The organism is Longitalea arenae (assembly GCF_016924755.1).
Taxonomy (GTDB): Bacteria; Bacteroidota; Bacteroidia; order Chitinophagales; family Chitinophagaceae; genus Niastella; species Niastella arenae.
Genome location: NZ_JAFFJX010000003.1, coordinates 114,560 through 127,387, shown reverse-complemented (window position 1 = coordinate 127,387; position 12,828 = coordinate 114,560). Strand labels below are relative to the sequence as shown.

13 protein-coding genes and 1 tRNA gene are annotated in these 12,828 nt (G+C 46.3%); 8 read left to right on the top strand and 6 right to left on the bottom strand.

Annotation, left to right across the window (positions count from 1 at the left end; translation table 11 throughout):
• Window positions 1-113: 113 nt before the first annotated feature.
• Genes JT717_RS09375 through JT717_RS09360 form a run of 4 tightly spaced genes read left to right on the top strand, consistent with a single transcriptional unit; the run spans window position 114 to window position 4,895 of the window.
• Window positions 114-1,259 (top strand): glycosyltransferase family 1 protein, encoded by a 1,146-nt coding sequence (locus tag JT717_RS09375; RefSeq protein ID WP_240347924.1) that lies wholly within the window; start codon window positions 114-116, stop codon window positions 1,257-1,259.
• Window positions 1,252-2,394, top strand: coding sequence for a UDP-galactopyranose mutase (gene glf / locus JT717_RS09370; protein ID WP_205509957.1), 1,143 nt, complete (start codon window positions 1,252-1,254; stop codon window positions 2,392-2,394). Before JT717_RS09375 ends, glf begins: the two co-directional genes overlap by 8 nt.
• Window positions 2,348-3,679 (top strand): family 1 glycosylhydrolase, encoded by a 1,332-nt coding sequence (locus JT717_RS09365; protein ID WP_240347923.1) that lies wholly within the window; start codon window positions 2,348-2,350, stop codon window positions 3,677-3,679. The genes glf and JT717_RS09365 overlap by 47 nt, the downstream gene beginning before the upstream one ends.
• Window positions 3,680-3,686: 7 nt before the next feature.
• Window positions 3,687-4,895, top strand: coding sequence for a family 1 glycosylhydrolase (locus JT717_RS09360; RefSeq protein WP_240347922.1), 1,209 nt, complete (start codon window positions 3,687-3,689; stop codon window positions 4,893-4,895).
• Between the two features lie 13 nt (window positions 4,896-4,908).
• On the opposite strand, the gene JT717_RS09355 is transcribed toward JT717_RS09360, so the two are convergent.
• The 4 genes from JT717_RS09355 to JT717_RS09340 form a co-directional block, all read right to left on the bottom strand.
• Window positions 4,909-5,115 (bottom strand): hypothetical protein, encoded by a 207-nt coding sequence (locus JT717_RS09355; protein ID WP_205509956.1) that lies wholly within the window; start codon window positions 5,113-5,115, stop codon window positions 4,909-4,911.
• 182 nt (window positions 5,116-5,297) lie between these two features.
• Entirely contained in the window at window positions 5,298-6,278 is a 981-nt protein-coding gene (locus JT717_RS09350) for a hypothetical protein (protein ID WP_205509955.1), read from the bottom strand.
• A 3-nt stretch (window positions 6,279-6,281) separates the two neighbouring features.
• Window positions 6,282-7,490: a PQQ-dependent sugar dehydrogenase gene (locus JT717_RS09345; protein WP_205509954.1), complete on the bottom strand. Its 1,209-nt coding sequence runs from the start codon at window positions 7,488-7,490 to the stop codon at window positions 6,282-6,284.
• A gap of 157 nt (window positions 7,491-7,647) precedes the next feature.
• Window positions 7,648-8,604 (bottom strand): manganese catalase family protein, encoded by a 957-nt coding sequence (locus JT717_RS09340; protein ID WP_205509953.1) that lies wholly within the window; start codon window positions 8,602-8,604, stop codon window positions 7,648-7,650.
• Window positions 8,605-8,701: 97 nt separating this feature from the next.
• Here JT717_RS09340 and JT717_RS09335 point away from each other — a divergent pair, with 97 nt between their 5' ends.
• Genes JT717_RS09335 through JT717_RS09325 form a run of 3 tightly spaced genes read left to right on the top strand, consistent with a single transcriptional unit; the run spans window position 8,702 to window position 10,427 of the window.
• Window positions 8,702-9,202: a hypothetical protein gene (locus JT717_RS09335; protein ID WP_205509952.1), complete on the top strand. Its 501-nt coding sequence runs from the start codon at window positions 8,702-8,704 to the stop codon at window positions 9,200-9,202.
• Entirely contained in the window at window positions 9,202-9,642 is a 441-nt protein-coding gene (locus JT717_RS09330) for a DUF421 domain-containing protein (RefSeq protein ID WP_205509951.1), read from the top strand. The genes JT717_RS09335 and JT717_RS09330 overlap by 1 nt, the downstream gene beginning before the upstream one ends.
• 29 nt (window positions 9,643-9,671) lie before the next feature.
• Complete coding sequence (locus JT717_RS09325) at window positions 9,672-10,427, top strand: transporter (protein ID WP_205509950.1); 756 nt, start codon at window positions 9,672-9,674, stop codon at window positions 10,425-10,427.
• Window positions 10,428-10,452: 25 nt separating this feature from the next.
• Here the strand turns inward: JT717_RS09325 and JT717_RS09320 are convergent, their stop codons facing one another.
• Together JT717_RS09320 and JT717_RS09315 are read right to left on the bottom strand one after the other, a co-directional pair.
• Window positions 10,453-11,874 carry a hypothetical protein gene (locus JT717_RS09320; protein WP_205509949.1) on the bottom strand — a complete coding sequence of 474 codons (1,422 nt, stop codon included), beginning with the start codon at window positions 11,872-11,874 and terminating at the stop codon, window positions 10,453-10,455.
• A gap of 85 nt (window positions 11,875-11,959) precedes the next feature.
• On the bottom strand, window positions 11,960-12,508 hold the full coding sequence (locus JT717_RS09315) for a hypothetical protein (RefSeq protein ID WP_205509948.1): 549 nt from the start codon (window positions 12,506-12,508) through the stop codon (window positions 11,960-11,962).
• A 193-nt stretch (window positions 12,509-12,701) separates the two neighbouring features.
• Between JT717_RS09315 and JT717_RS09310 the strand changes: the two genes are divergently transcribed.
• Window positions 12,702-12,776, top strand: a tRNA-Val gene (locus JT717_RS09310).
• The last annotated feature ends 52 nt before the right edge of the window (window positions 12,777-12,828 follow it).

Sequence of the window (12,828 nt, the reverse complement as noted above, 5' to 3'; positions counted from 1 at the left end):
CCTGTCAAGCTTTTAGTCCACCAGATCTCCAGTAAGAAAACTGTATACATATTCTATTAGCTAATTAGCCGTCTGGCTACTTAAAAGGCATGTTATAACATGTACATAACGCTATGATTAGTATTGATATTATCTGTTTTTGTCATCTCAGATGGAATTTCGTATTTCAGCGACCGCAGCATTTGTTGAGCCGCTTTGCAAGAAACCGCCGCGTGATCTTTATAGAAGAACCGGTATTCGATGCAACGAACAACCATATGGAGATTGCCACGCATGATACAAATAACGTTTGGATCGCAGTGCCCCATTTAAAGAGCGGCATGGATGAAGCTGACATTATGGCCGCGCAGAAAATGTTGTTAGATCGGTTGCTGGTCTCGATGCAGATAAAAAAATATTTGTTGTGGTATTACTCACCTCTTGCTTTAGGCTGGAGTGAACACCTCGATGCAGAGCTTGTGATCTATGATTGTATGGATGAGCTTTCTGCTTTTAAATTCGCGCCACCGCAGCTTGTTCAACAGGAACAAAAATTATTGCAAAAAGCAGACTTGGTCTTTACCGGTGGGTTATCGCTTTACGAAGCAAAAAAGCATCTGCATAATAATATATACCCATTCCCCAGCAGTATCGATAAAACGCATTTTAATATAGCGCGTTCCGAATTACAGGAACCTGCGGATCAGGCATCGATCCCACATCCGCGTATAGGCTATTACGGTGTACTGGATGAACGGCTGGATACTATTATGCTGAAAGAGCTGGCTGTTTTGCGACCCGACTGGCATTTTGTTTTGGTAGGTCCGGTAGTCAAAATTGATCCCGCTGATCTTCCCCGCGAAAACAATATTCATTACCTGGGAAGTAAGCAGTACAAAGAGCTGCCCTATTATCTCGCAGGTTGGGATATAGCCATGATGCCATTTGCTTTAAATGAATCGACCAGGTTCATCAGCCCTACCAAAACACCCGAATACCTGGCGGGAGGAAAACAGGTCATCTCCACACCGATAAAAGATGTAATAACGCCATATGAAGAAAATGGATTGGTCTATATAGCCGCTACGCCTGCCATCTTTATTGCAGCCGCGGAAGCGATCTTAACAAAAACCGGCTATGATGAATGGCTTGTAAAAGTGGATGCATTTCTGTCGGGCATTTCCTGGGAAAAAACCTGGCATCAAATGGAAGAACTGATAAGTAGCGCTATAGAAAGTAAACAAGGATTGAAATTAAAAAAAGCGCACAATTATGTTTGATTATTTAATAGTAGGAGCAGGATTCGCAGGGGCGGTAATGGCAGAACGGTTAGCTTCCTGTAGTAACAAGACCGTACTGGTAGTAGAAAGCAGACGTCATATTGGGGGAAATACCTATGATTATTATAACGACGATGGCATACTGGTACATAAGTATGGCCCGCATATATTTCACACCAACTCGAGAGACGTATACGATTACCTGAGCCAGTTCACTGCCTGGAGACCTTATGAGCACCGGGTGCTTGCAAGCGTTGATGGCATGCTGGTACCCATTCCCATAAACCTCAATACAATAAATCAATTGTATGGATTGCACTTGTCTTCCGCCGAGGTGGATGGTTTCCTGGCATCCAAAGCAGAAAAAAAAGACCGCATTGTAACTTCTGAAGATGTTGTTATCAATAAAGTAGGCAGGGAGCTCTACGAAAAATTCTTTAAGGAGTATACCAGGAAACAGTGGGGGCTCGATCCCTCCGAGCTCGATGCATCGGTTGCGGCCCGCATCCCTACCCGCAACAATTGTGATAACCGGTATTTTACCGATACATATCAGGCAATGCCCCTGCACGGATATACCCGCTTATTCGAGAAAATGTTGTCGCATCCTAATATCAAAGTGATGCTGGGAACTGACTACAAAGATATTGAAGGGGTGATCCCGTATAAGAAAATGATCTATACAGGGCCTGTGGATTATTTCTTTGATTATTGTTATGGCAAGCTGCCTTACCGCTCTATCGATTTCAAATTTGAGACCATCGAAGCAGACCGGTATCAGCCTACAGGTACTGTAAACTATCCTAACGAGCACCCGTATACCCGGGTGACCGAATTCAAATACCTTACCGGTCAAAGACACCCGAAAACAACCGTTGTCTTTGAATATCCCCAGGCGGAGGGAGATCCCTATTATCCCGTTCCGCGTCCGGAAAATGCTGAATTGTACAAAAAATATCAATTGCTGGCTAATGCCCTGCCAAATGTTTATTTCACAGGAAGGCTGGCTACCTATAAGTACTATAACATGGATCAGGTAATAGCGCAATCATTGACGCTTTACAAGAAAATAACTTCCACTACAAAAAATGAACGAGCTATTAATGGACAAAAATTACCTACGTACAATTCCTGAGATATGGGGCGGTATTGAATGCACTTTTAACCGGATAGGAAATACTTTTAGAGATCAGCTGGATCATTGCGGACATTATACCAGGGCCGGTGATATTGAACGGATAGCAGATCTGGGTATCCGCGCATTGCGATATCCAGTTTTATGGGAAAAGCATCAACCGGTGAAAGACCAACTTATTGATTTTACATGGACCGAGCAGCAATTGCAAAAGATCTGTAAGAACAATATGACGCCTATTGCCGGGCTCGTGCACCATGGCAGCGGTCCCGCCTATACGAATTTGTGCAGTGACAGTTTTGCTGATGGATTAGCGGGATACGCCGGGCAGGTTGCCCGCCGTTTTCCCTGGCTGGAGTATTATACGCCCGTGAATGAGCCGCTTACCACGGCCAGGTTCAGTGGATTATATGGGTACTGGTATCCTCATCACAAAGATGCTTACAGCTTTGTGGTCATGTTGTTGAACCAGGTGAAGGCAACCGTGCTGGCCATGCAGGCCATCAGGCGTATTAACCCGGCCGCCAAACTCGTGCAAACCGAAGATCTCACCAAAATACATAGCACTCCATTGTTACGCTATCAGGCCGATTTCGAAAACGAGCGCCGGTGGTTAACGTATGACCTGTTATGTGGAAGGGTTACAAGGGAGCACCCGTTATGGGATTATTTTCGATACCTCGGGATCAAAGAATCCCAATTATCCTTTTTTACAGAACATACCTGTGTTCCTGAGATCATGGGGTTTAATTATTATGTCACATCCGAACGGTATCTCGATGAAGACCTGGAAGCTTATCCGGGGCATACACATGGTGGAAACGGTACCCACATCTATGCAGACGTGGAAGCAGTAAGGGTTAAGAGACCTGCGGGCATCAGAAAATTATTGCAGGAAGCCTGGGAGCGGTACCACCTGCCGATGGCCGTAACAGAGGCGCATTTACATTGTGATGAAGCAGAGCAGGGGCGGTGGTTCAAGGAGATCTGGGATGCCTGCTGCCTGGTAAAGCAGGAGGGCGTGGATCTAAGAGCCGTAACAGCGTGGTCCCTGCTGGGGGCATATGATTGGTGCAGCCTTTTAACAAAGAACGAAATGGTGTATGAATGCGGCGTCTTCGATGTAAGTCACCTCACTTTAAGGCCTACCTTAACGGCAAACCTTATCACTTCGCTGGCCAAACAGGGATATTGCAATCATCCCCTGCTTCTACAAAAAGGCTGGTGGCATAAAAATAGCCGGTTAATAAGATCAACAGATCCCTTTGATGAACTAATTCAATAGAAAAGATATGTCAGCTTATAAATTCATGTTTGCAACCGGCATCGAGAACAGCTATCCCACGATCCGCCTGCCAAATGGCAGTACCAAAAGGGTTGATGAAATGGCTAAGACAGGTCACTACGCACACTGGGAAACAGATTTTGGTTTGTTGAAAGAGTTGGGCATTGAATTTTTACGGTACGGACCACCTTACTTCAGTACCCACACTGCGCCCGGTCAATTTGACTGGGCATTTACAGATGCTACCTTTAACAAGTTGAAGATCCTCGGCATTACGCCGATCGTGGATCTCTGCCATTTTGGAGTGCCCGACTGGCTGGGCAATTTTCAAAACCCGGAGTTCCCTTTTTTCTTTGCAGAATATGCGCGGGCATTTGCCGTGCGGTTCCCCGACCTGCAGTTGTATACGCCCATCAATGAGATCTTTATTGCTGCCATGTTTTCGGGGCAATATGGCTGGTGGAACGAATGCCTGCAATCGGATTATGCCTTTGTTACGGCCTTAAAGAATTTGTGCAAAGCCAATGTGCTGGCAATGCATGCTATTTTACAGATCCAGCCTAACGCAACTTTTATTCAAAGTGAATCTTCCGAATATTTTCATGCAAATGACCCTGCAGCGGCTCCCCTGGCGCGTTTTCTGAACCAGAAAAGGTTTTTATCGCTCGACCTTACTTATGGTTATCCTTTGAACGTTTCGATGTATGAATTCCTGCTGCAGAACGGCATGACGAAAAAAGAATACAACTGGTTCATTGAAAACCAGGTGAAAGCGCGTTGTGTGATGGGGAACGACTATTATGTTACGAATGAACACCTGGTACATCCGGACGGATCTACGCAGGCTGCCGGTGAAATATTCGGTTATTATGTAATTACCCAACAGTATTACCGCCGGTATAAATTGCCGATCATGCATACCGAGACCAATATAAAAATGCCTGCCTGCCGCGAATGGTTAATAAAACAGTGGGCGAATGTTCACCGATTAAAACATGATGGCGTACCTGTGATCGGATTTACCTGGTACAGTCTGCTGCACCAGGTCGACTGGGATTCTGCCCTTCGCAATGATGCCGGTATCGTTAATGAATTGGGATTGTATGATCTTGACAGGAAGATCATGCCCGTAGGAGAAGCTTACAAAAGATTAATAGAACAATGGAAGGACATTATTTCTGAAGAAAGCTTTGGATTGATCTTTCACCACTGGTAAAAGATCAATCCAGCTATCTGGTAAACCTGGTGTTCTTTTTAATGATTTCAGCCGTAAAAAGATTGAAAAGCTCATGAACAGTAACCTGGCGCTGATCATTTACCGGCGTTTCTGTTCTGGGCTCCTCTGTAAAAGCCCAAATTTCATCACTGGTAATGAAATTTCTCTTTTCCTGCGGCGCTGCCTTCTTCAGGCGTTCTGGTAGTTTAATGTAGATCATGTTATTATTTATGTAAAAACCAGGCCAGCTAAGGGGCGTCGAATAACAGGGGCATAGGCTTTGAAAAGACAGGTTCCTTCCGGAAAACCGCTGCTATTGTGGTAATTTTTACTCAAAGCCTTTCCAGCATTCCGTTTTCTAAGACCATTGATGTTGCCGCTCCATTGCCAGTGGTGAATGCTTTACTCGCGAAACTTTTTAGGTATGGGTTTGAAGACCGCTTTCTGAATGGAAAATATTTTTGAAGGCATGGCGGTGCTGTCGTTGAGGTCATGAAATTTTGCGTTCATTACCCAAATGTCATCGCCATTGAAGGTGGCGGTAGACGGGTAAGTAAAACGATCGATCATCAGGGTAGTGGCAGCTGTAGTCGCCGAGGCCCAATTATCTTCCGTTGTTAATTTAAATAATTTTTCATTGCCGCCATTCACCAGCAGTGTAACTGTGTTGCGGTCATTCAGCAACATACCGTCGGCGCCAATGAAATACATATTTGATCTTACCTGCTGAACATCCTGTGGGTTAGAAAGATCCACTTTGAAAATAACGCCTTTCCCGGTACTGCTGACCAGCAAAAAGCCGTCAGGATGATACACGATGCCATTTAACCCGATGCCTCCTGTTTTAAACACCGGGCTTTTACAAAAGACCGAGGCTTTGTGAGCGGCATCCACTTTAATGATAGCGTTGGAATAACTGTCTGTGATATATGCATTGCCTTTATCATCAAAAGTGAGGTCGTTGGCAAAATGATTTCCGTCGTACAGTTTTGAAAGGTCAAGGTCGGACAGTTTTTTACCATTGGCCAGATCCAGGCTGATCAACCGCATCATTTTATACCGGGTGTCTGGCGACGTATAGCGGCTGTAATTGGCGTCGCTGGCGCAAACATATAAACGCCTGCCATCGGGATGGATCTTCATGCCGTAGGTCGATCTCAATCCTGTATCAGCATGCAACACCGTATAGTTGCCTTCCGGCGTCACCCGGCCGATCGCGCCGGTGCGGGCGGAAGAAACATAATACACATTGGCCGAACTGTCATAGCTTATACCTTCCGGGTAAACATCGGGTGCAATAAAGTTTATGCGTTGGGTAGGACCTACAGGGGCACAACTATAAAGGGCTGCCACCAGTGTAACAGTATATACAAATGATTTCATTGTTTACGATTTTCTTTTGATTGCATAGATCACTCCATTTGCGTCGTCAGAAACATATATGACGCCTTCGTTGGTTATGGCAAGCCCGGCGGGACGGCCCATATATGCTTTTCGTCCAAAGAGGGGAAAGGCCGGTTTCAAAAAGCCGGTCAGGAAATTTGTTGCTTTTACCGCAACGCCATTCTCAAAATGAATGCGCATCACCTTATAACCTACCAGCTTTCTTCTGTTCCAGGAACCATGAAAAGCGGCCAATGCGTCACCGGTATAGTCGGCGGGAATATTGGCCTGGCCTTTGAAAAATTTGAAATCAATGGGCGCCATATGAGCGGTGAGGTTGAGCACAGATGGTTCTGTGTTTAATGCAAAGGACGATTTCACATCTCCGGGCGGATCATCTTTCGTACGGTCTATTTCCCGCTTGCCATATACAAAGGGAAACCCGTAATTGCCTCCTCTTTTGATATGGTTCACTTCTTCCGGCGGCCACTTATTTCCTTTACCATCACCGCCATTATCGATGCCCCATAGTTCTTTGGTTTCCGGGTGAAAATCGATTCCAATGGTATTGCGTAAGCCTGTTGCATAAATGTTCCGCTTCCACGAAGCAGTATCTACTTCCAGAATGGAAGCTACTTCCGGATCCGTCTCTTTGCAGTCATTGCAGAGGGTTCCCACGGTAATGTATAACTTGCCATTTGGTCCGAATGCGATGGTCCTGTTAGGATGCTGCCCACCGCTGGGCAAACCGGTGATCAGCGTTTCTTTTTCTGCCAGCATACCGTCGGGTAAAATTCGATAGCGCCGGAGCTCGTAACTATTACATAGATACAGGTAGCCGTTTTTTTCTGCAATGCCATGAACGGCCCTGAATGGGTATTCGACCGTTTTAATGGAGTCGAACCTATTATCACCATTCACGTCCTGCAGCAACAGCACATCGAGGCCATCGCGGCGGGTTACATATAACATTCCATTGGGCAAGGGCTGCATCATTCTCACTTTGCCTAAACCCGCAGCAGCAACAGTCACTTGCCAGCCTTCGGGTACTTTAAGCAGCTTTACCATGGGCGGTAAAAAATCAAGATGCTGTGCCCATTTGGCAACGAGATTGGTGCGTTTCACATGCCGGGGAGGTGCGCCCCGCTGGGCATTGAGTGAAGTAACATAAAGCAGAAAGGATAAGAGTAATACAATGGGCAACCGGGCCATGAGCAATGTTTGATCAAAAGGTGCAATTACTGTACCCGCTGTTGTTACAGCAACTGAGAAACAATATCACCATAATAGTATTACTTAAATACAGGATACATTGAAGGTCAGCATCTGAAATCATTTGTTATGCTTTCAGATGCTGACTTATTTATATCTATACTTTCCTGCTTTTCTTTTTCACTACAGATACTTTCTTCGGGTTTGCCAGGTTCTTTTTGAATTCAGATAATGCATCAGCCAGTTCCTGTAATTCGGGATCAAGGCCTGGTGCAAATTCTTCAGGCCGTTCCGGCGCTAATGGAATGGGGAAAGCTTCCTTTGGTTCCTTCAGCGTTACCAGATCGGTACCATCATTCATCGGCGCACTGCCGCTGAAGATCTTCTCCATTTCTGAACCATCGAGGCGGAATGTATATTGTTCACGATGGATGCCGGCGTCGAGCAGGCGTTTTACTTCCGGAAATTTGGTAGCATCGAATTTTGGAATTGGCAGAGCTTTATTCCAGTCAACCCCCAGTGTTTCCAGCGCTTTCGCAAAAGCAGCCTGGTGCGCTTCATCCCTTACGATGAGGAAGGATACGGTTGCCCGTAATGTTTTGTTGCTCGACATTTCGTATATGCGGCATTTTTGTAAACGACCCGTCGCTTCCAGTACCAGGTTATCCATTAAGTTTAGTACCAGGTTGCCGTGGTCGTGCACCCAGGAGCCATTCCAGGGATTACCAGCTGCATCCACCGGCAGCGAGCCCTGGGCGCCTACAATAAAGTGATGCGCATTTTTTTGCTCCTTGGCCATATCCATAACGGGTTTTCCACCTTTGCCCGGGGTTTCGAACTTATTGCCCTTATAGCCGGGGGCGCCATCCAGCAACTGGGATATGGTCTTAGAGATCAATTCAACATGGCTGATCTCTTCAATGCCTACGCTCTGGATAAGATCGCGATAAGGTGCTGCATCACCACGAAAGTTAAAGCTTTGAAACAGGTATTGCATCATGGTGCGCATTTCTCCAAATTGTCCGCCCAAACCTTCCTGCAACGCATTGGCAGCAGAGGGATCGGGTTCGTCTAACACAATTGGGTTGATCAGTGATTGTACATGGTAAAACATAGCTTTTTGTTTATGGCTAGAAGTAGTAAATGTTATGCCATCGGGGTTGTAGGGGATGCTGGCAAGCAAATTGAAGCAAATGTTGAAACATCCGTATATGGCTGGAAAAAATAAATCGGTGGAAAGGCTGCAGCACGACCTGCAGCTTGAAGAAAACCTCGATCAGCATAAAAGGGGTTGGGTCATTCAGAAAGTGGGCTGGACCATCCTGTACCTGGGCCTCATCCTGGCTGCTATCGGTGTATTCGGTACAGGGCCGTTAAGCTACAAGACACAAGTCATAAACGGCAACAGTGTCGAATATGAACGATTTATGCGATATGAAGGAGAATCAGAAATGACCTTTCATGTGAAAGACGTAAAAGACAGCATCGCTCTTGAAATACCGCAACAATACCTGGAGTACATCGATGTATTATCTATTACGCCTTTACCAGACAGGAACAGGACCGTAGATGGTGTAACTACCTATTATTTTCCTGCCGGCGGCGCCGCCGATATCCACTGTAACCTCATGGCCAAAAAGTTTGGCAATATATCCGCCACCATCAAGGTGAATGCTACCCCTTTTACAATCGCACACAAAATTTATCCATAATGAATCCTGTAATCAGAGGTTTGATCATATACTTGTTCCTGATGCTTGTCTTCAGGCTTAGCGGGAAGCGCACATTGGCGCAAACCACCCCGTTTGAGTTAGTACTGCTTCTTATCATTAGTGAAGTGACCCAGCAGGCGCTGGTGGGAGAAGATTATTCCATCACGACTTCGCTTATTCTTATTACTACATTGATAGGCGTTGACCTGCTCGTTTCCGTTATAAAGCAAAGATCGCGCAGCTTTGAACAGGTTACCGAAGGCTCTCCGCTGGTGGTAGTGGCCGATGGTAAACTATTGCAGAACCGGGCCGTGAAATCGAGGGTAAGCGAAGAAGACGTTTTGGAAGCAGCCCGCAACCTGCATGGCCTTGAACGTTTAGACCAGATAAAATATGCTGTATTGGAGCTGGACGGCACCATTTCTATAATTCCTAAATAGTCCAGCCCTGAAATATTTATTAATAACGCATGATGAGAATTGTCATTTTGGTATTGGTATGGAGTGGATGTCTTTTAAACGCATATAGCCAGGAAAAAGAAATGAATACCGACCGGCCCGACCAAACGGAAGAAACACACCTGGTGGATAAAGGGCAGCTGCAAATTGAGACTGGTTTACTGTATAATAAATTCGATACAGGGCGAACTGCGCTCATCAGCCGGACGGGCATCCGTTACGGGATCAGCAAAAAGTTTGAGGCAGGCCTGTTAGCTGAGCAGGGTAGGGAGCGGGACAGGTATATCGAGGAAACCGTTCAGAGCACCTATCCGCTGGCGCTTCGCATTAAGGCCTCCCTGCTGGAAAACCATCAATGGCTGCCCGATATCACCCTTATTGGTTACCTGCAGCTGCCCTATACTTCCCAGTATACAAAAGAGGGATGGCGAAGATCGGCATCGGTGCTGGCTGCTTTTTTACATGAAGTTGGTAAAGACTGGAAGATCGAATACAATGCCGGTTTTCAACAGGAAGCTTTTGGCCCGGATATGACCTGGCTGGTGAACGGCTCTGTTCATTATAAACTGGTAGAAAAAGCAGAAGTATTTGCCGGTTATTTTTCCCAGTTCCAATCGCAGAAAGCCCCCTTTCATAATATCGATGCAGGCATTCAGTATAAGATCAAAGAGAACATACAAATTGACCTGGCCGGGGCTTCTTCCATCTTACATGACGAACAAAACTGGTTTGTGACCATCGGGTTTTCCATCGCTATTCCCAAATAAACGCTTTCCGGTGCTGACAGAAGATCTATCGCTCTGCCCAATCCGATTCGCTGATGACCGGATTGATATCATAAGCTGTATATTGGATCATCAATTTATTGAAGCCTGATTCTTGCTTTTCGGTAAAAGGGAAGAGGATGCCATTCACCTTTTTATGGTTGCTGTATTCAGTGAGAACAGTTGTATTCAGGTCTCCGATAAGTACGCCCTGGCTATTGAAATAAAATACAAGTTTCTTTCCATCCAGTTGAGCGGTAAGCATCGACTTGCCATTGCCACCATGCTTTATTTCCAGGTTGGTCATTCGGCTGATCACCGAACGGCGCAGGGCAAGTATGCCCGATTCAAATGCGCTTTTCATTTCCTCCAGCCTGGCCGCAGGCAAGGCTTTCTTTTTGCCATTCTCCCATTTCCATGCTCCCTTGCCGTTGAACTGCTCAATGGCTATCAGGGTTTCACCCATTCGCATTTCGATCCGCAATCTTTTTTGTTCCAGGTCTGCCAGCGACGTTACGGTATACTTGCCAACAGTAGCATGGGCCCTGATGCTGCGCAGCTCGTTGAGCGCCTCGCCGCCCTGTACTTCATTGGCTTTGTGTAAAAGCGTATGGGCATCGGTGGCAGGTCTGGGGCTGGCAGGAGCAGTTCCTGCTGCTTCATTCTTTTTTGAGGTAGTGCTGGTGGTAGTGCGTTCAGTTATATTCGGGTCATTGGTTGAAGGGCCTTCCTTCGATTCTTCCATGAAAAAGATCCTTCCATTGATAGCGGCCATCAGGGGCTTTTCGCCGGGACGGCAAAAGAAACTATGTGTTTCCGTTTTGCCATCTGTGTAGGTGAGGGTCAGAAAACCATCGCGAATACTATAATTACCGGTGTTTTTATCTTTATTGGAAACACCACCGCCTACATGGCCGCCCGTTACCATGGTGGCGCTTTTGGCGTTGCGGGTAAAATGACCTTTGCCGTCGAAGTATATTCCAACCGTAGCCCCACTGCCAACAAACACCTGGCCGGAAGCGCCGCCACCACTACTGCTCACATTACGGAAGGTATATACACCCGGCGGTACGCGGTCAGCCGTTCCCATTTTCAGCATGCCATAACTGCCTATATCTCCATTTGCCCTGAGGTCGCCATCCGCCTCAAGGGTCATGGTTTCTTTGGCACCACCGTTGAATTGTAAACTTACCTGATTGCCTGCCACGCTATATTTACCCGCCACAGCAGTTTTCCAGTCGGCTTTTTGGAGTTTATCGTTGAAGGTGCCATCGGGCCTGAAGTAGATCACGCGGTCGGTTCTCTGCATACCCTGGCCCATCACCGTAGGCTGGGATACTTCAATGCCGGCAAATACGCCGTTCAGCTTACCGGTTCTCTGGGCGAAGCCTGCTAACTGCATTAAAAGCAGCAGGAGAGTGAAAAAGGATATTGTTGAAGACCTCGTCATCGGTAAGATTTTGGGTCATCAGCCTCAACAATTATTCCATTCTGGCCAGTAAAGTATTAAATAAATGGTGCGGTTTGGAAGCTGGTTACCGGTAAAAGCGTTTATTATTTTCGGGTCCCGGAGAATAAAACGGAGCATAGAGGGGTGAGTAATAATTGTAGTTCGTGCGGCTTACGCCAATGCTTCCGGAAATGGAAAAGGTCTTTTCGTTATTGATGTACATCAGCCCCACATAAGCGGCCGGATTAATATCGAAGTTGTTGGCGTTCAAAAAACCAGTCTTATTGGCGAGGGGTTGGGCAAAGGCACCGTTGAAATGGAATAAAGTAGGTGTTACAGAAACGCCAGCGAAGGCATATACGTTATTGGTCAGCGGCCTGTTAATTTGCAGACCCATGGGGGCTGCCAAGAAGCTGCCGCTTCCACCATTAAAAGCAAGAAAGCCCGAGGAAATGCCGGCATATTTGGTAATAAACCATTTTTTTTGAAGCTTATTGCTATCGCCGGTCTGTTGAAAATGCCCGAAGGCAGGTTGTGCACCATGCATGGCGCCAAAACGCAGCGGCGACTGTGCCTTAGCAGTCAGCGCGGAGCATAGTATCGCAGCAAAAACAATTGTCCGTATCATCTTCATAAAGATAAGCTTTCCTTTTTCAATATACCATTTTCAGCGGTGACAGGCGCCGGGCGAGCCGGAAAATTATCTGGACGGCGCACTACACGTTCGGATCGATCTCTTTTTACGGGTGGGTTTGAAAAAAATCTTGCTGGAAAACTTCATAATTAACTAACCGAACCTTAATTTTGCTGCCCCAAATGTATGTCAGGGGAGTTTAGCTCAGTTGGTTTAGAGCATCTGCCTTACAAGCAGAGGGTCGGCGGTTCGACCCCGTCAACTCCCACAGAAAAAGGTTCACAGCAATGTGAGCCTTTTTGTTTTTTAGCGCAGTTGGT

What these genes read in the sequence shown, in the direction of transcription:
- JT717_RS09330 (WP_205509951.1), top strand. Translation starts at nt 9,202, where the DNA reads ATGAATCCTGTAATCAGAGGTTTGATCATATACTTGTTCCTGATGCTT.
- JT717_RS09375 (WP_240347924.1), top strand. Translation starts at nt 114, where the DNA reads ATGATTAGTATTGATATTATCTGTTTTTGTCATCTCAGATGGAATTTC.
- JT717_RS09345 (WP_205509954.1), bottom strand. Translation starts at nt 7,490, where the DNA reads ATGGCCCGGTTGCCCATTGTATTACTCTTATCCTTTCTGCTTTATGTT.
- JT717_RS09350 (WP_205509955.1), bottom strand. Translation starts at nt 6,278, where the DNA reads ATGAAATCATTTGTATATACTGTTACACTGGTGGCAGCCCTTTATAGT.
- glf (WP_205509957.1), top strand. Translation starts at nt 1,252, where the DNA reads ATGTTTGATTATTTAATAGTAGGAGCAGGATTCGCAGGGGCGGTAATG.
- JT717_RS09325 (WP_205509950.1), top strand. Translation starts at nt 9,672, where the DNA reads ATGATGAGAATTGTCATTTTGGTATTGGTATGGAGTGGATGTCTTTTA.
- JT717_RS09315 (WP_205509948.1), bottom strand. Translation starts at nt 12,508, where the DNA reads ATGAAGATGATACGGACAATTGTTTTTGCTGCGATACTATGCTCCGCG.
- JT717_RS09365 (WP_240347923.1), top strand. Translation starts at nt 2,348, where the DNA reads ATGAACGAGCTATTAATGGACAAAAATTACCTACGTACAATTCCTGAG.
- JT717_RS09320 (WP_205509949.1), bottom strand. Translation starts at nt 11,874, where the DNA reads ATGACGAGGTCTTCAACAATATCCTTTTTCACTCTCCTGCTGCTTTTA.
- JT717_RS09340 (WP_205509953.1), bottom strand. Translation starts at nt 8,604, where the DNA reads ATGTTTTACCATGTACAATCACTGATCAACCCAATTGTGTTAGACGAA.
- JT717_RS09335 (WP_205509952.1), top strand. Translation starts at nt 8,702, where the DNA reads ATGGCTGGAAAAAATAAATCGGTGGAAAGGCTGCAGCACGACCTGCAG.
- JT717_RS09355 (WP_205509956.1), bottom strand. Translation starts at nt 5,115, where the DNA reads ATGATCTACATTAAACTACCAGAACGCCTGAAGAAGGCAGCGCCGCAG.
- JT717_RS09360 (WP_240347922.1), top strand. Translation starts at nt 3,687, where the DNA reads ATGTCAGCTTATAAATTCATGTTTGCAACCGGCATCGAGAACAGCTAT.